The following is a 15,777-nucleotide window of genomic DNA, read 5'->3' as shown; positions in this document are numbered from 1 at the left end:
ATAATTCCCCGACCGCCCGGTTGGGGAATGGCCGCGGGGCCCGCCTCCGGTCCCCGTGCTCCCTTTCCTGTCGGGCGCCGCCGCGGCAGCCTGCCGCGCCCTCAACCCGTCCGCCACGAGTCCGCGCCGCCATGAACGCCCCTTCCGCCGCCACTCCCGCCGCCACTCCATCCGCCACTGCTGCCGCCACTGCTGCCACCACTCCAGCCGCTGCCTCGGCCGCCACCGTCGGCACCAACGGCACCGGGCCTTCCGAACGCTACGCCCGCTATCAGGCGCTGACGCTGCGCCAGCACGGCCCCATCCTCGAGATCGTGATGGGCGCCCAACAGTCGGCCAACCGCAAGCTGGCCACCGCCGACGCCAACATGCACCGCGAGCTGGCCGAGATCTGGCGCGATGTGTCGGCCGATCCCGAGATCCGGGTCGCGCTGATCCGCGGCGAGGGCAAGGGCTTCTCGGCCGGCGGCGACCTGGCGCTGGTCGAGGACATGGCCAACGATTTCGAGACCCGTTCGCGCGTCTGGCACGAGGCGCGCGACCTCGTCTACAACGTGATCAACTGCGACAAGCCGGTGGTCTCGGCGATGCACGGTCCCGCGGTCGGCGCCGGACTGGTGGCGGGGCTGCTGGCCGATATCTCGATCGCGGCGCGCACCGCGCGCATCGTCGACGGCCATACACGGCTGGGCGTCGCCGCCGGCGACCACGCCGCGATCGTCTGGCCGTTGCTGTGCGGCATGGCCAAGGCCAAGTACTATCTGATGCTGTGCGAGTCGGTCAGCGGCGAGGAAGCCGAGCGCATCGGCCTGGTCTCGCTGGCGGTCGACGAGAGCGAGCTGGTCGCCAAGGCCTTCGAGATCGCCAACCGGCTCGCCGAAGGGTCGCAGAGCGCGATCCGCTGGACCAAGTACGCGCTGAACAACTGGCTGCGCATGGCCGGGCCCGCCTTCGATACCTCGCTGGCGCTCGAGTTCATGGGCTTCGCCGGACCCGATGTCCGGGAAGGCGTGGCCAGCCTGCGCGAGAAGCGGCCGCCGCGCTTTGGCGACTAAGTCTGCGCGTGCCGCCCACCGATGACGATCGCCCCACCGCGGAGCACAGACCATGTTTGGACAGATACCCGATTTCAACGACGGCTTCGAATTTCTGCGCAAGATGTGGGGCAACGCGGCCGGCATGCCGACCGGGCTGATGCCGGGCCTGCAGGCGATGACGCCGCCGATGGATCTGGACGAGGTCGACAAGCGCATCCACGACCTGAAGGCAGTCGAAAGCTGGCTGCAGCTGAACGCCAATCTGCTGCGAACGACGATCCAGGGCCTCGAGGTCCAGCGCGCGACGCTGGTCGCGCTGAAGACGGTCGGCGAGGCGCTGTCGCCGGAGGCCTTGCAGAGCGCGATGGAAAACGTCGCACGGGCGGCCAACGCCCCCAGCGCGGCACCGCCGCGGCGTCCGGCTTCACCGCCGCCAGCACAGCCCGCCGCCGGCGCCGAAGGCATCGATCCCAGCGATCTGGCCGACATGGCCGAGATGGAGGCCACGCCGGACCAGGATGACGATGATGACGGCGACCAGAGCCCGCCGGACCATGAGGCGCCCCCCGCGGGCGGCGGGCAGCAGGCCGCGCAAGCAGGCCGGACATCGCAGTCGACCGGCGCCGCGCCGCCGCCACAGGCCAATCTGTGGTGGGACATGCTGCAGCAGCAGTTCAATCAGATCGCCAGCAGCGCCGCCGCCGCGAGCCTCGCGTCGCTGAACAATCTGGGCGCCTTCGGCGCCGGCCAGCCGGGCACCGGCGCGGCGGCCCAGGGCAGCGGCCAGGCGGGTACCGCGGGCGCGAGCGAACCGGAACAGCCGGCGCAGTCCGGCAAGGGCTCCGCGAAGCCGACGGCCAAGGGCCGCACCAGGACGGCGGCGAAGGCCGCGGGCAGCAGGGCGACCCGCGCGGCAAACGACGGCACCACGGGCGGGACAGGCCGCGGTGCGAAGGCCGGCGCGAATGCCGGCACGAATGCCGGCACGAATGGCGCCACCAATGCCGCCACCAACGGCGCCACCAATGGCCCCTCGAATGGCCCCTCGAATGGCGCGGCGCCGGCCGGCAAGAGCGCGAAGCCCGCGCGCCGTGGCAAGGCCAACAACGGACACTGACACCCGGAGGCGCCTTGGCAGCGAGCAAGACCACCGCGGTGATCCTGATGGGCGGCGGCGCGCGCGCCGCCTACCAGGCCGGCGTGCTGCGCGGCATCGCACGCATCGCCGCCCGCCATGGCGTGGGGACGCACAATCCCTTCGACGTGGTCTGCGGCACCTCGGCCGGCGCGATCAACGGCGCGGGCCTGGCGATCGATGCCGGCGACTTCGATCGCGCCACCGAAACGCTGGCCGGGCTGTGGTCCAGCATCCATGCCGAGGACGTCTACCGCACCGACGTGCTGCGCGTCGGCATCTCGGGCGCGCGCTGGATGTCGGCGCTGGCGGTCGGCTGGGCGCTGCAGCACGCGCCGCGCGCGCTGTTCGACAACAAGCCGCTGGACAGCCTGCTGAGCGAGCTGTTCGATCCCGAGCGCGTGCAGACCAGCCTCGACGCCGGACACCTGCAGGCGCTGGCGATCACCGCGCTGTCGTATTCGACCGGCCGGCACGTGACCTTCTACCAGTCGCACCGCCGTATCCAGCCCTGGCGCCGCAGCCAGCGCGTCGCCGTGGAGGCGCGCATCGGCGTCGATCATCTGCTGGCCTCGTCGTCGATTCCCTTCCTGTTTCCCGCCACGCCGCTGGAACTCGACGGCCATCACGAGTGGTTCGGCGACGGCACCATGCGGCAGATGTCGCCGCTGTCGCCGGCCATCCATCTCGGCGCCTCGCGCATCCTGGCGATCGGCGCGGCCTCGGCGCCGCGCGCCGGCTGGTACGACACCGTGCCGGCGGGCGGCTATCCGTCGCTGGCGCAGGTCGGCGGCCAGGCACTGGCCAGCATCTTCCTGGACGGGCTGTCGACGGATCTCGAGCGGCTGCAGCACATCAACACGCTGCTCTCGCGGATGCCGGAGATCGCCAACGATCGCGAGGGCTGGCGCCCGGTGCAGGTGATGACGATCGCGCCGAGCGAGCCGATCGAGGCGCTGGCGATCGAGCACGTCAAGCGGCTTCCCCGCACCGTGCGCGCGCTGCTCGCGCCGCTGGGCGGCACCGAGGCGAAAGGCGCGGCATTTGCTAGCTACCTGCTGTTCGAGCCCGAGTTCACGCAGGCGCTGATCGCACTCGGCGAGCGCGATGCGCAGGCGCAGGGCGACGAACTGGCCGCTTTTCTCTATGGCGTGATCCCCGGCACGCCGGCCGCGGGCAGCACGCCGGCGATCAGCGAGGCCGGCTCTCCGCCCGCCTCGGCGCTGGCCTGACGCGTTTTCCGCGGTTTTCACAGTGGCGACAGCTGACTGTGGCAGGCTGCTGCCCGGTCCGCCATTGGCGGGCGGCATCGAACCGTTCGCAGGGCAACTTGCGAACGGGCAGCAAAAGGTCTATAGGAATGATTCGCATCTGGTAGAATCTGCCCGTAATTTCAAAGGCTTACCATGCTCTACCCCGAACTGTTCAAATCGCTGGAAGCGGTCCGCTGGCATATGGACAAGGACATCCCCTGGGATTCCTTCGATGCCAGCCTGCTGACGGACGATCAGGCGAAAACCATCCGCATGAACGCGATCACCGAGTGGTCCGCCCTGCCGGCCACCGAAATGTTCCTGCGCGACAACCGCCACGACTCCGACTTTTCGGCGTTCATGAGCGTGTGGTTCTTTGAGGAGCAGAAGCATTCGCTGGTGCTGATGGAATACCTGCGCCGCTTCCGCCCGGATCTGGTCCCGACCGAGGAAGAACTGCACGCCGTGCGCTTCGAATTCGATCCGGCGCCGCCGCTGGAAACGCTGATGCTGCATTTCTGCGGCGAAATCCGCCTGAACCACTGGTATCGCCGTGCCGCCGAATGGCACACCGAGCCGGTGATCAAGCATATCTACCGCACGCTGTCGCAGGACGAGGCCCGCCATGGCGGCGCCTACCTGCGCTACATGAAGAAATACCTGAACCAGTTCGGCGACAACGCGCGCTCGGCCTTCGCCAAGATCGGCGTGCTGATGGCATCGGCGCGCCGCACCGAGAAGCCGCTGCACCCGACCAATCTGCACGTCAACAAGGCGCTGTTCCCGAACGACACCGTGCAGTCGCGCCTGCCCGATCCGGACTGGCTCGAGCACTGGCTGGACAAGCAGATCCGCTTCGACGAAGGCTGGGAGAAGAAGGTCATCGACCGCATCCTGCACAACATGTCGCTGCTGTTCGAGCGCACCTTCGAGACCGTGCAGGACCTGAACCGCTATCGCAAGGAACTGAACGCGCGGCTGCAGGCCAATGGCGGCACCAAGCCCGCCGAAGCCTGACACCGGCGCCGTCCTTGCGATGACGCTGTCCCCTCCGGCCTTCGAGGCCAAGCTCGCTTCGACCGACGATCCCCAGGCGCTGCAACGGCGCCTGGCGGCCTTGCCGCGCCCGATGGTGTTTACCAACGGCGTGTTCGACATCCTGCATCGCGGCCATGCCACCTATCTGGCCCAGGCACGCGAGCTGGGCGCCTGCCTGGTGGTCGGCGTCAACAGCGACGCCTCGGTGCGGATGCTGGGCAAGGGCGACGACCGCCCGCTCAATGGCGAGGCCGACCGCATGGCGCTGCTGGCCGCGCTCGAGTCGGTCGACCTGGTGCTGATGTTCGGCGAGAAGACACCGGTCGAGCTGATCCGGCTGGTACGCCCCGACATCTACGTCAAGGGCGGCGACTACGACATCGATACGCTCGAAGAGACCCGGCTGGTGCGCAGCTGGGGCGGCCAGGCCCGCGCGATCCCCTTCCTGCACGACCGTTCGACCACCAAGCTGCTGCACAAGGTCAGGCAAGGCGGCTGAAGCCGCCGGCGGTCCGCCACCCGCCCATCGAGCGGCGCGGGTCTTCAGCTCGCGCGCTGCTGCGCGGCCATCACCGACAACCCCAGCAACACCAGGTTCTCGTGCCGCTCGAACGGCAGCGTCAGCGCGCCGGCCAGCGCCTCGCGCGCGCCGCCCGACAGCAGGCAGCGGGCCGGACCGCGCCGCGTCAGCGCGCTCCAGGCCCGTTCGATCGCGCCGGCCTGCGCCGCCAGGCAGCCCGCGGCGATCGCGTCGCGGGTGTTGTCCGCCCACGCCGCCATGGCCTGGGCCTCGGCAATCTCGACCGCCGGCAACTGCGCGGTATTGCGCGCCAGCGATCCCATCATCAACGCCAGCCCCGGCAGGATCATGCCGCCGGCGAAGCGGGAGCGCGCCGGCGTGCCGGCGCCGGCGCTGCCCGGCGCCAGCACCACGTCGATCGTCGTCGCGGTGCCCGCCGTGACGATCAGCAGATGGCCCTCGGGCAGATGGCGGCGCGCGCCAATCGCGCCGACCCAGCGGTCGACGCCCAACTGGCTCGGTTCGCGATAGCCGTTGTCCAGCGTGCCGTGCGACGCGGTGGCGCGGGCCCAGTGCACCGCCGGCGGAGCGCCGAAGGCATCGGCCAGCAAGGCGTCGACCTCGGCCGCGATGACGGGCCCGGCCACGTTGCTGATCCAGACACCGCGCGGTGCGCCTTCGGCATCGGCCAAGGCGCGCCAGTCCGCGGCGAGGGTGGGCAGGGCTTCGTGCCCGCAGGCGCCGGCGGCGCGCCACGGCACCGGCAACGCACCGGAGGGCGCGGCGCCTGGCGAATGCGCGCCGCACCAGGCCCACTTCAAGCGGGTATTGCCGATATCGATCAGCAGCACGGTGCCGCCCGCCTTGGCATCGGCATCGGCATCCGCACTCGCATTCGCATTGGCGAGCGCGCTCATCGCGCCCCCTCGCTGGCGGGCCGCAGCGACAGTTCGCCCGACGCGATCCGCTGCAACCCGCTTGCCGTCTCCAGCAGCAGATGGCCTTCGCCATCGACGCCGCGCGCCATGCCCTCGGCCTGCACCGCGCCGTCGTGCAGCAGCCGCACCGGCTGGTCGCGATAGGCGTCGCGCGCCGACCAGCGCCGCGCCATCGGCGCGAAGCCGTCGGCGAGAAAGGCGTTGCGCATCGCCGCCAGCCGGTTCAGCACCGCCGCCAGCAGATCGGTCGGCCCATGCCGCGGACCGAATCGGTCCGTGCATTCGGTGACGCCGGCCAGAGAGCGGCCGAGCGCGGCCTCCATCGCGGCATCGCGCACCAGGTTCAGGCCGATGCCGACCACCGCCCATACCCGCTGCGGACCCGCGGGCACCGACTCGATCAGGATGCCCGCCAGCTTGCGGCCGTCGATCTGCAGATCGTTCGGCCACTTGAGGCCGACCGCCTTGCCCAGCCGGGCATCGACGTCGTTCAGCGCCTCGGCCAGCGCCAGCCCGACCGCCAAACTGAGACCGGCCAGCCGCGCCGGCGGCAGCGCCAGCGGCAGCGCGACGGAGAACGTCATGCCCGCCTGGCCCTGCCAGGGCCGTCCCTGGCGCCCGCGTCCGGCGGTCTGCCGGTAGGCGAGCCGCAGCATGCCGGCCGGCAGCATGTCTGCCTCGGCCCACGGCGTGCGCCGGCAGGCCTGAACCAGGTCGGCGTTGGTCGAGCCGGTCTCGTCGACGATCTCGAGTTGCCACTGCGCCGCGTCCTCGACCAGTGCCGCCCGCAGGCGTACCGGATCGATGCGCCAGGCAGGCGGCAACGAGAGGGAAGGCGTGGGGAGATCGGCGGAGGAATCGGCCGAAAAATCGGTGGGGGCGGTGGTCATGCGGGCGGAGGAGGCAGGAAATCGGCGGCGGCCGACGATATCGGGCCATGCGCATTGTAGCCGCGTCCACTTTGGCGCCTGCCGGCGCGTGGCTTAAAATCGGCTTTCGCACCTTACATCGGTCAGCCATTGGAACGCTATACGAAGCCGGACATCGCTGTCACGCAACAGGACGGCACTGCCGCCGTGCAGTTGCAGGGAGACTGGACCGCGCTGTCGCTGGCGCAGGAGCGCTGCGCCCATGACCTGCGCCGGCAGCTGCAGGCCCTCGTTCCCGGCACGTCGCGCTGGCAGCTGGGCGGCATCGGCCGGCTCGACCATATCGGCGCGCAGTTGTTGTGGCAGGCCTGGGGCGAAAGGTTTCCGGCCCATCTCGAGGCCACCGACGGCCAGCGCCGCGCGTTCGAGCGGATCGCCGCGGTGCGGCGGCACGGCTGGAAAAAACGGATGGTCGACCGCTTCAACCCGATCACGCTGCTGGGCGCGTCGATGCTGTCGCTGTTCTCGCAGCTCGGCAACGGCGTCGCGATGCTGGGCCAGCTGTCGCTGGACCTGCTGCGCTTCGCCGCCGCGCCGCGGCGCGGCCCGTGGCGCGAGATCTCGGCCAACGTCTACAGCATCGGCTACAAGGCGCTGGGCATCACCGCGCTGGTGGGGTTCCTGATCGGCGTGGTGCTGGCCTATCTGCTGGCCAACCAGCTGCGGACCTACGGCGCCAGCGTCTTCATCGTCAATATCCTCGGCCTGTCGGTGATCCGCGAGCTCGGGCCCGTGCTGGCCGCGATCCTGGTCGCCGGCCGCTCGGGCTCGGCGATCACCGCGCAGATCGGCGTGATGCGCGTCACCGAAGAGCTCGACGCGATGCGGGTGATGGGCATCTCGCACAGTTTCCGGCTGATCATGCCGCGCGCGATCGCGTTGGCCGTGGCGATGCCGCTGCTGGTCGCCTGGACCGCGCTGCTGGCGCTGGTCGGCGGCATGGTGGCCTCGAACATGCAGCTGGGCCTGAGCCCGGTGTTCTTCCTGCGCGAACTGCCCAACGCGGTGCCGGTCGCGAACCTGTGGCTGGGCCTGGGCAAGGGCGTGGCCTTCGGCATGCTGATCGCGCTGACCGCCTGCCATTTCGGCCTGCGCATCAAACCCAATACCCAGAGCCTGGGCGAGGGGACGACCGCGTCGGTGGTTACCGCGATCACCGTGGTGATCGTGGCCGATGCGATCTTCGCGATCCTGTTCAAGGATGTCGGCATATGACGGCGATCGTCGATACCGGCCGGGACACCGCGCAACGCGGACGCACGCCGATCATCGAGGTACGCGGCCTGGTCAAGCGCTTCGGCGATACCGTCGTCCATGATGGCCTGGACCTGGAGGTCTATCGCGACGAGGTGCTGTCGATCGTCGGCGGCTCGGGTACCGGCAAGACCGTGCTGCTGCGCCAGATCGTCGGCCTGGAGCGCCCCACCGCCGGCACCATCCGGCTGTTCGGCGAAGACCTCGCCGGGCTCGATCCGGCGCGGCTGCAATGGATGCGCAACCGCTGGGGCATGCAGTTCCAGCGCGGCGCGCTGTTCTCGTCGCTGTCGGTGATCGACAATATCGCGCTGCCGCTGCGTGAACTTCGCTGCCTTCCCGACAATCTGATCTGCGAGGCGTCGCTGCTCAAGCTCGAACTGGTCGGCCTGTCGGCGCGCGACGCCGACAAGATGCCGGCCGATCTGTCCGGCGGCATGATCAAGCGCGTGGCGCTGGCCCGCGCGCTGGCACTGGAGCCGGAACTGGTGTTCCTGGACGAGCCCACCGCGGGCCTGGACCCGATGGCGTCGGACGACTATGTCGCGCTGATCCGCGAACTGCGGCGCGAACTGAAGCTGACGGTGGTGATGGTCACGCACGATCTGGACACGCTGGTCGCGCTGTCCGACCGCGTCGCGGTGCTGGCCGACCGCAAGGTGCTGGCCGCGCTGCCGATCCCGCAGCTGGTGAAGATCGACCATCCCTTCATCCGCGAATATTTCCTCGGCGAACGCGGCCAGCGTGCGCTGAGCGCGCTGCCTGCCAGCGCCAACCCTGCATCGGACGTGGCGGCGGTGTCCGGCCACGCTGGAGAGTCGTGATGGAAAACAAGTCGAACGCCTTTCTCGCCGGCGTGTTCACCATCGGCCTGGCCGTGCTGGTGCTGTTTGCGCTGTTCTGGTTCGGCACCGACCACACCGAACGCGTGCCCTACGATCTGGTCACGCGCTCGACCGTGACGGGGCTCGGCCCCCAGGCCGACGTCAAGTACCGCGGCCTGACGGTGGGCCGGGTCGAGTCGATCCGCTTCGATGCGTCGGTGCCGGGCCAGATCATCGTGCGCATCAGCGTCGACAAGGAGGCGCCGATCACGCGCACGACCTATGCCACGCTGGGCCTGCAGGGTGTGACCGGCATCGCCTACGTGCAACTGGACGACACCGCCGCGCAGGAAGGCAGCACCGCGCCGTCGCCGCCGCTGGAGACCTCGCCGCGCGCGGTCGCCCGCATCCAGATGCGGCCGGGCTTCTTCGAGGAACTGGAGCGGCGCGGCGACTCGCTGCTGACGCAGGTCGAATCGCTGATGGCCTCGCTCAACGACATGTTCCAGGGCGAAAACCGGCGCGAGCTGATGACGACGATCCGCTCGATCAAGGAAGGCGTCGACGACTATGCGCGCGTGGCCCGTGCGCTCGAACCGGCCGCGCGCCAACTGCCGCAGGTCACCGCGAACCTGAACGCGACGCTGAAGTCCACGCAGCAGCTGACACGCGAGCTCGGCAGCCCCGACGGCACGCTGATGCGCACCGTCGACGGCGTCGGCCAGCAGTTGCGCGCCGCGGCCGGCTCGGTCGAGCACGCGGCAAACAATCTGAACGACCAGACCTTGCCGCAGCTCAATGGCCTCGCGCGCGATGCGCGGCAGACCGTCCGCAGCCTGGACCGCGCTGCCGGCCAGTTCAACGAGCGGCCGCAGAGCGTGCTGTTCGGCGGCTCGGCGACTCCCCCCGGTCCCGGCGAGGACGGCTTCAGCGCGCCCTCTGCGGCGACCGCGCCGTGACCGCAACCCTGCACGAAAACCGATGCCCATGACCGACGCCGTCCTGCCACGCCCTGCCCGCCTCGCCGGCCTGCCCAGCCTCTCCCGCGCTTGCGCCATGCTTCGCATCGGCGCCGGCGCGCTGCTGACCGCCTCGCTGCTGGCCGGCTGTTCGCTGCTGCCTGCCACGCCGCACAGCACCACCTACGATCTGGGCCCGCCCACCGCCGCGCCGGCACAAGGCAAGACGCTGCCGCGGCTGCGCGTGCTGTCCACCGATGGCCCGTCCTGGCTGGACGGCAGTGCGATCCACTACCGGCTGCGCTATGCGCAGGCCGAGCGCCTGCAGCCCTATGCCACGCAGCGCTGGATCATGTCGCCGGTGCGGCTGTTCGACGAACGGCTGCGCGAAGCGGTGTCGGCGCGCGGCGAACTGACCTGGGCCGGCGATACGCAGGCGCCCGCGCTGAAGGTCGATATCGTCGACTTCGAGCAGGTCTTCGACAGCGCCGACAGCAGCCGCGGCGTGGTGCAGGTACGCGCCACCGTGATGCGCAACGGCATCATCGGCCAGAAAACCTTCACCGCCGAGCAGCCCGCCCCCAGCGCCGACGGCGCCGGCGGCGTGCGCGCGCTGGCCGGCAGCACCGATGCCGTGATCGCGGCAATCATCGACTGGGTGGCGACGCTGCCGGTACGATGAGCCGATACATCAGCGGGTACGCCAGCCGGTACGCCGGGCCGGTACGCCGGCAAGCAGCATCATGAAACAGCACGACCTGCCACCGTCTCCCGTCCCTGCGGACCCGCGCCTCGGCGCGGCGCCGCCGGAGAACGCGGCCATGCTGCGCCATTCGCCGCTGGCGCGCTTCGGGCTGCTGTGCGTGACGCTGCTGATGATCTACGCCAGCCTGTATCCGTTCACCGGCTGGACCGACAACGGCATCTCGCCGTGGGCCTTCCTCAATGCGCCCAAGCCGCGCTACATCACCGACTTCGATCTGCTGACCAATGTGCTCGGCTATTGCCCGTTCGGCGCGCTGGTGGTGCTGTCGCTGCATCCGCGCGTGACGGGCGCGCGCGCCGCGCTGCTGGCGTTCGCCGCCGGCATCGTGCTGTCGGGCGCGATGGAGGCGCTGCAGACGTGGCTGCCCAACCGCATTCCATCGAATATCGACCTGATGACCAATGCGCTGGGCGCGCTGCTCGGCGGCACGATGATGGCGCCGTTCGCCAGTGCGATGATCGATCGCGGCACGCTGCGGCGCATGCGCATCGCCTGGTTCGAGTCGCACGCCAGCTTCGCGATCATCCTGATCCTGCTGTGGCCGTTCGCGCAGATCTTTCCGCAGGAGCATCTGTTCGGCATGGGCGGGCTGGTGCGGCAATGGCTGACCAATCCCGAGTCGTGGCCGATGCAGCTGGTGCAGTGGGTGTTTCCGGGCTTCCTGCGGCTGCAGGAGGACATCGGCCTGCGCCCCGACGACATGCAGCAGCACCAGCTGCTCGAATCGCTGGTGACCGGCTGCGCGTGGGTCGGCACCGGGCTGTTCGCCTCGGTGGCGATGCGCCGGCAGGCGCCGACGCTGCGCATCCTCGCCGGCCTGCTGGCCGTCACGCTGCTGCTCAAGGGACTCGCGGCCGAGCTGCAGTTTCCCGCCGACAACGCCTTCAACTGGCTGTCGGAGGGCGGCCGCTACGCGCTGCTGACCGGCACGCTGGCGCTGGTGCTGCTGGTGCGCTTGCCCCGCCCGCTGCGCGGCATCCTGGCGATGAGCGCGCTGCTGACGCTGGTGATCCTGACCAACGTGCTGCCGCCCAATCCCTATGCCTGGGTCTCCGAACAGGGCTGGCGGCTCGGCCGCTTCGTCCATTTCAACGGCCTGGCCCAATGGCTCGGATGGCTGTGGCCGTTTCTGGCCTTCTGCTATCTCGCCTGGCGCGTCGAGCAGTTCGGGCTCACGCGGCGAAGGGAGCGGCGCAGCCGCGGGGCGCGGCGAAAGGCTCCGAACACCGGCGACGTGGGCTAAGCCCGCACCGCAATCCCCTCTTCCCGCAGACGATCGCGGATCCGTTGGGCGAAGGCCAGTGCATGTGGCCCGTCGCCATGCAGGCAGACGGTATCGGCCTGGATCGGTATCCATTTGCCGTCGATCGCGCGGACCTTGTGCTCGCGGACCATCGACAGCGTTTGCGCCAGCACGGCCTCGTCGTCGTCGAGCAGCGCACCGGGCGTGCCGCGGCGGACCAGCGAGCCGTCGGAGTTGTAGCCGCGATCGGCGAAGACCTCCTCCTTGACCGTCAGCCCGGCCTCGCGCGCGACCTCGATCATCACGCTGCCGGCCAGGCCGAAGAAGACCAGTTGCGGGTCGAAGTCGCGTACCGCGTCGACGATTGCCTGCGCCTGCGCGCGGTTGCGCGCGGCCTGGTTGTAGAGCGCGCCATGCGCCTTGACGTGGGCAAGGCGGCCGCCCTGGGCCTTGACGATCGCCGCGAGCGCGCCGATCTGGTACAGCACGTCGGCATAGATGTCGCGCGGGTCGCGCTGCATCTCGGTGCGGCCGAAATTCTCGCGGTCGGGATAGCTCGGATGCGCGCCGATGGCGACGCCTTTCGCCAGCGCCCACTGCACGGTCTGCAGCATGGTGGACGCGTCGCCGGCATGCCAGCCGCAGGCGACATTCGCCGAGCTGATCAACGCCAGCAGCGCTTCGTCGCTGCCGCAACCTTCGCCGAGGTCGGCGTTCAGATCGATCTGCATGACGGGCCTCCAGGATGGGTTCGGTCGTTTCGTTGCGTTCTTCTGGATCGCTGCGTACGTTGGCGCTCTCGCGTCACGGCAGCGTGGCACCGGCCGGTGACAGCCGGCGCGTCATCGCACGCCGCCGCGCGGCCGGCGCCTGCGCCCCGGTCCGCGCCTCGGATTGCCATGCCACCGCCTGCGCGACCTGGCGCAGATAGGTCTGCACCTGCATGCGCGCGGCCTCTGCCTCCTCGAGGCCGACGCGGTGAAAGCGCACCGCCGCGCCGAGCGGCGCCTGCGCCAGGCGCCACAGATCGGCCTCGATGACGACGCCGATCTTCGGATAGCCGCCGGTGGTCTGGGCATCGGCCATCAACACGATCGGCTGGCCGCCCGGCGGCACCTGCATGACGCCCGGCACCACGCCATGGGACAGCAGTTCCGGTGCGCCGCGCCGCCGGGCCAGCGCCGGCCCTTCGAGCCGGAACCCCATGCGGTTGCTGTTCGGCGTGACGGTCCAGTCGGCCTGCCACAGCGCCTGCTGGGCCTCGGTCTCGAACTGATCGTACTCCAGCCCCGCCAGCATGCGGATCGGCAGCGCGCGGCCGTCGGCGGATGCTGCGTTGGATGCTGGTGACGACGGCGAAGGCAACGCCCACGGGGGCGCCAGCACGCCGATCCGCGGCAATGGCGCCGGACCCGGGCCGGGCCGCAGCGCCGCGAGCCGATCGCCCCGCCGCAGCGCTCGGCCCCGGTATCCGCCGAAGCCGGCCTTCAGATCGGTGCTGCGCGAGCCCATCGCCAGCGGCACGTCGATGCCGCCCGCCACGCACAGATAGGTACGGGTGCCGCCGCGGGGCGCCGGCATCGTCAGCGTGCTGCCCGCGTGCACGTCGAACGCATGCCAGCACCAGACCGGCTCGCCGTCGACATCGGCACGGCATTCGGCGCCGGTCAGCGCGATGCGCAGATCGGCATGGAAGCGGACCGTGGCGCGGCCCAGCGTGAATTCGATGGCAGCGGCGCCGGCGTCATTGCCAAGCAGCAGGTTGCCGACCCGCAGCGCGACGCTGTCGAGCGCACCGGCTCCACCGACCCCGAAGCGGCGCATGCCGTCGCGGCCCAGGTCCTGGATGGACGCCAGCGCGCCGGGGCGAAGAATCTCGATCATGCGCGCACCGATTCAACCACGAAGCGCACGGTGTCGCCGGGCGCCAGCAACGAGGGCGGATCGCGCTCGGGCAGGAACAGCGGCAACTCGGTACGTCCGATCAATTGCCAGCCGCCGGGCGCCGCCGCGGGATAGACGCCGGTCTGCTCCCCGCCGATGCCGACCGAACCGGCCGGCACCGCGAGCCGCGGTTCGGTACGCCGCGGCGTCGCCAGCGCCGGGTCGAGCCCGCCCAGATAGGCGAAACCGGGCTGGAAGCCGAGGAAGTAGACGGTATAGGCGCCGGCGCTGTGCCGCCGCACCACCTCCTCGGGCGTCAGGCCGGTATGGGCCGCCACGTCGGCGAGGTCGGGGCCGTCGTCGCCGCCGTAGCGGACCGGGATCTCGACGATGCGGCCGCAGGCATCGCCGCCGGCGTTGCCGCCGTCGTCTTCTCCCTGGCCGCGCTCCCATGCCTGCGCCAGCGCGGCTTCGAGTTGGGCCGGATCGGCGCCGTCATCGAACAGCACGGTCAGGCTGTTCATGCCCGGATAGGCGTCGACCACGCCGGGCCAGGCACCAGCCGCGTCGGCCATCGCCCAGAAGCGGCGCTGGACGTCGAGCGACGCAGGGGGCGGCACGCTGCACAGCAGCGCGCGCTCGGCAAGGCGGTGAATCGTGCAGGTGGCCATGATCGAGGTCGGTCCGGAATCCAGTTGGCGCGCAGGTTCGGGAATGCAGCGCGGGAATGCAGCTCGGAAAAAAATGCGCGGCGGAAAGCGCGATGCGTCTTATCGGCAATTTATCGAGAAAGTGAGTTTTGCGAAACCTGTGCCGTCGTGCCGGCGCCTAGGGTTTTCCATAGCGGCGCGGGACGATAGTTGATTAGATCAATCGTTGATGTCCCGCTTAAATTTGCCCGCATCCTCGTAGAAAGGACCCTCACGGAGACGCCATGACTTTCGCAACCTTGGCCCGCAAGGCCCGCCACGCGGCGTTGGCCGTCGCGCTGCTGACGGCGGCCGCGCCGGCCGCGCTGGCACAGAAAATCGACAAGATCGACGGGCCGCTGCGCTTTGTCGTCGGGTATGCGCCGGGCGGCGCCTCGGACCGCGCCGCGCGCATCGTCGGCCAGGCGCTGCAGGCCAAATACGGCGTCACCGTGGTGGTCGAGAACAAGGCCGGCGCCGGCGGCCGGCTCGCCGCACAGCAGCTCAAGCACGCCGCTCCGGCCGACAACGTGCTGATGCTCGGCAATCCGGCCGTGATGACGGTCGCGCCGCTGGTGTTCAAGGACACCAGCTATGACCCCGACGCCGACTTCGTGCCGGTGTCGCAGGTCTCGTCCTACGACTTCGCCGTGATCACCGGCCCGCAGGTGCCGGTCCGCGAGATGTCGCATCTGGTGGCCTGGCTCAAGGCCAATCCCGGCAAGGCCTTCTTCGGCGTGCCGGCCACCGGCAGCCTGCCCCACTTCTTCGCGCTGATGCTGGCCGAGCGCGCCGGCGTCAAGGGCGACGTGGTCGGCTACAAGGGCTCGGCGCCGCTGGCCACCGACATGCTGGGCGGCCAGGTGCCGGTCGGCGTCGACACGCTGGACGCGGTGCTGTCGCTGCATCAGAGCGGCAAGCTGAAGATCCTCGCGGTGTCGGGCAAGACCCGCTCGTCGTTCGCCAAGGACATCCCCACGCTGAAGGAGACCGGCATCGAGCTGGCGGCCGACGGCTGGAACGCCTTCTTCGCGCCGAAGTCGATGCCGGCCGACAAGGTGAAAGCGCTGTCGGCGGCGATCTACAGCGTGATGTCCGACCCGGCGGTACAGCAGCGTTTCGTCGCCGCCAACATGCAGCCGGTGGCCAGCACGCAACAGCAGACCGCCGACATGCTGAAGGCCTACAAGGCGCAGTGGCAGCCGGTGGTCAAGCGCAGCGGCTTCCAGCAATAAGGGCCGGGCGCCACTGCAGACAGCAAGGCAGACAGCAACTGCAGCCAGCAACAGCAAGCAGCAACCGCAAGCA

16 protein-coding genes are annotated in these 15,777 nt (G+C 70.0%); 11 read left to right on the top strand and 5 right to left on the bottom strand.

Translation table 11 applies throughout. From position 1 onward, the window contains the following. Window positions 1-131 precede the first annotated feature (131 nt). From F7Q96_RS12050 to rfaE2, 5 genes are all read left to right on the top strand, one after another. Window positions 132-1,055 carry an enoyl-CoA hydratase/isomerase family protein gene (locus F7Q96_RS12050; RefSeq protein ID WP_151022699.1) on the top strand — a complete coding sequence of 308 codons (924 nt, stop codon included), beginning with the start codon at window positions 132-134 and terminating at the stop codon, window positions 1,053-1,055. Between the two features lie 52 nt (window positions 1,056-1,107). Further along, the gene (locus F7Q96_RS12045; protein WP_249041671.1) at window positions 1,108-2,154 is read left to right on the top strand and encodes a PhaM family polyhydroxyalkanoate granule multifunctional regulatory protein; all 1,047 of its coding nucleotides are present in this window, start codon (window positions 1,108-1,110) and stop codon (window positions 2,152-2,154) included. A 47-nt stretch (window positions 2,155-2,201) separates the two neighbouring features. Further along, entirely contained in the window at window positions 2,202-3,404 is a 1,203-nt protein-coding gene (locus tag F7Q96_RS12040; RefSeq protein WP_053822937.1) for a patatin-like phospholipase family protein, read from the top strand. Window positions 3,405-3,578: 174 nt separating this feature from the next. Next, window positions 3,579-4,442, top strand: a complete 864-nt coding sequence (locus F7Q96_RS12035) for a ferritin family protein (protein ID WP_053820860.1) — start codon at window positions 3,579-3,581, stop codon at window positions 4,440-4,442. A gap of 25 nt (window positions 4,443-4,467) precedes the next feature. Next, window positions 4,468-4,962, top strand: coding sequence for a D-glycero-beta-D-manno-heptose 1-phosphate adenylyltransferase (gene rfaE2 / locus F7Q96_RS12030; RefSeq protein ID WP_151022784.1), 495 nt, complete (start codon window positions 4,468-4,470; stop codon window positions 4,960-4,962). 44 nt (window positions 4,963-5,006) lie between these two features. Here the strand turns inward: rfaE2 and F7Q96_RS12025 are convergent, their stop codons facing one another. Together F7Q96_RS12025 and F7Q96_RS12020 are read right to left on the bottom strand one after the other, a co-directional pair. Further along, window positions 5,007-5,900, bottom strand: coding sequence for a type III pantothenate kinase (locus tag F7Q96_RS12025; protein WP_082371360.1), 894 nt, complete (start codon window positions 5,898-5,900; stop codon window positions 5,007-5,009). After that, on the bottom strand, window positions 5,897-6,811 hold the full coding sequence (locus F7Q96_RS12020) for a biotin--[acetyl-CoA-carboxylase] ligase (protein WP_053820859.1): 915 nt from the start codon (window positions 6,809-6,811) through the stop codon (window positions 5,897-5,899). Before F7Q96_RS12020 ends, F7Q96_RS12025 begins: the two co-directional genes overlap by 4 nt. A 129-nt stretch (window positions 6,812-6,940) precedes the next feature. Between F7Q96_RS12020 and F7Q96_RS12015 the strand changes: the two genes are divergently transcribed. The 5 genes from F7Q96_RS12015 to F7Q96_RS11995 all read left to right on the top strand — a co-directional run bounded on the left by F7Q96_RS12015 (window position 6,941) and on the right by F7Q96_RS11995 (window position 11,896). Beyond that, on the top strand, window positions 6,941-8,065 hold the full coding sequence (locus tag F7Q96_RS12015; protein ID WP_053820858.1) for an MlaE family ABC transporter permease: 1,125 nt from the start codon (window positions 6,941-6,943) through the stop codon (window positions 8,063-8,065). Continuing rightward, the gene (locus tag F7Q96_RS12010) at window positions 8,062-8,928 is read left to right on the top strand and encodes an ABC transporter ATP-binding protein (RefSeq protein ID WP_053820857.1); all 867 of its coding nucleotides are present in this window, start codon (window positions 8,062-8,064) and stop codon (window positions 8,926-8,928) included. Before F7Q96_RS12015 ends, F7Q96_RS12010 begins: the two co-directional genes overlap by 4 nt. Next, window positions 8,928-9,887: an MlaD family protein gene (locus F7Q96_RS12005; protein WP_170265965.1), complete on the top strand. Its 960-nt coding sequence runs from the start codon at window positions 8,928-8,930 to the stop codon at window positions 9,885-9,887. The genes F7Q96_RS12010 and F7Q96_RS12005 overlap by 1 nt, the downstream gene beginning before the upstream one ends. 28 nt (window positions 9,888-9,915) lie before the next feature. Further along, window positions 9,916-10,569, top strand: coding sequence for an ABC-type transport auxiliary lipoprotein family protein (locus F7Q96_RS12000; protein ID WP_390885718.1), 654 nt, complete (start codon window positions 9,916-9,918; stop codon window positions 10,567-10,569). A gap of 139 nt (window positions 10,570-10,708) precedes the next feature. Further along, window positions 10,709-11,896 carry a VanZ family protein gene (locus tag F7Q96_RS11995; RefSeq protein ID WP_390885721.1) on the top strand — a complete coding sequence of 396 codons (1,188 nt, stop codon included), beginning with the start codon at window positions 10,709-10,711 and terminating at the stop codon, window positions 11,894-11,896. Here F7Q96_RS11995 and pxpA read toward each other — a convergent pair. From pxpA to pxpB, 3 genes are all read right to left on the bottom strand, one after another. Further along, entirely contained in the window at window positions 11,893-12,627 is a 735-nt protein-coding gene (pxpA, locus tag F7Q96_RS11990; protein ID WP_053820854.1) for a 5-oxoprolinase subunit PxpA, read from the bottom strand. The genes F7Q96_RS11995 and pxpA overlap by 4 nt on opposite strands. Window positions 12,628-12,700: 73 nt before the next feature. Then, complete coding sequence (locus tag F7Q96_RS11985; RefSeq protein WP_151022694.1) at window positions 12,701-13,780, bottom strand: 5-oxoprolinase subunit C family protein; 1,080 nt, start codon at window positions 13,778-13,780, stop codon at window positions 12,701-12,703. After that, window positions 13,777-14,451: a 5-oxoprolinase subunit PxpB gene (gene pxpB, locus F7Q96_RS11980; RefSeq protein WP_151022692.1), complete on the bottom strand. Its 675-nt coding sequence runs from the start codon at window positions 14,449-14,451 to the stop codon at window positions 13,777-13,779. Before pxpB ends, F7Q96_RS11985 begins: the two co-directional genes overlap by 4 nt. A gap of 263 nt (window positions 14,452-14,714) precedes the next feature. Here pxpB and F7Q96_RS11975 point away from each other — a divergent pair, with 263 nt between their 5' ends. Then, window positions 14,715-15,704, top strand: a complete 990-nt coding sequence (locus F7Q96_RS11975; RefSeq protein ID WP_082371358.1) for a tripartite tricarboxylate transporter substrate-binding protein — start codon at window positions 14,715-14,717, stop codon at window positions 15,702-15,704. Window positions 15,705-15,777: the final 73 nt, after the last annotated feature.

The sequence above is a fragment of the Cupriavidus gilardii genome (assembly GCF_008801915.1).
Taxonomy (GTDB): Bacteria; Pseudomonadota; Gammaproteobacteria; order Burkholderiales; family Burkholderiaceae; genus Cupriavidus; species Cupriavidus gilardii.
The sequence above is the reverse complement of the archived record's forward strand: the minus strand, read 5'-3'. Positions and strand labels throughout refer to the sequence as shown.

Excerpts from the sequence above, each read along its gene's own strand:
- F7Q96_RS12045 (WP_249041671.1), top strand. The coding sequence starts at position 1,108 with ATGTTTGGACAGATACCCGATTTCAACGACGGCTTCGAATTTCTGCGC.
- pxpB (WP_151022692.1), bottom strand. The coding sequence starts at position 14,451 with ATGGCCACCTGCACGATTCACCGCCTTGCCGAGCGCGCGCTGCTGTGC.
- F7Q96_RS12000 (WP_390885718.1), top strand. The coding sequence starts at position 9,916 with ATGACCGACGCCGTCCTGCCACGCCCTGCCCGCCTCGCCGGCCTGCCC.
- F7Q96_RS12040 (WP_053822937.1), top strand. The coding sequence starts at position 2,202 with ATGGGCGGCGGCGCGCGCGCCGCCTACCAGGCCGGCGTGCTGCGCGGC.
- F7Q96_RS12005 (WP_170265965.1), top strand. The coding sequence starts at position 8,928 with ATGGAAAACAAGTCGAACGCCTTTCTCGCCGGCGTGTTCACCATCGGC.
- F7Q96_RS11995 (WP_390885721.1), top strand. The coding sequence starts at position 10,709 with ATGCTGCGCCATTCGCCGCTGGCGCGCTTCGGGCTGCTGTGCGTGACG.
- F7Q96_RS11975 (WP_082371358.1), top strand. The coding sequence starts at position 14,715 with ATGACTTTCGCAACCTTGGCCCGCAAGGCCCGCCACGCGGCGTTGGCC.
- F7Q96_RS12025 (WP_082371360.1), bottom strand. The coding sequence starts at position 5,900 with ATGAGCGCGCTCGCCAATGCGAATGCGAGTGCGGATGCCGATGCCGAT.
- F7Q96_RS12010 (WP_053820857.1), top strand. The coding sequence starts at position 8,062 with ATGACGGCGATCGTCGATACCGGCCGGGACACCGCGCAACGCGGACGC.
- F7Q96_RS12035 (WP_053820860.1), top strand. The coding sequence starts at position 3,579 with ATGCTCTACCCCGAACTGTTCAAATCGCTGGAAGCGGTCCGCTGGCAT.
- F7Q96_RS12020 (WP_053820859.1), bottom strand. The coding sequence starts at position 6,811 with ATGACCACCGCCCCCACCGATTTTTCGGCCGATTCCTCCGCCGATCTC.
- F7Q96_RS11985 (WP_151022694.1), bottom strand. The coding sequence starts at position 13,780 with ATGATCGAGATTCTTCGCCCCGGCGCGCTGGCGTCCATCCAGGACCTG.
- F7Q96_RS12050 (WP_151022699.1), top strand. The coding sequence starts at position 132 with ATGAACGCCCCTTCCGCCGCCACTCCCGCCGCCACTCCATCCGCCACT.
- pxpA (WP_053820854.1), bottom strand. The coding sequence starts at position 12,627 with ATGCAGATCGATCTGAACGCCGACCTCGGCGAAGGTTGCGGCAGCGAC.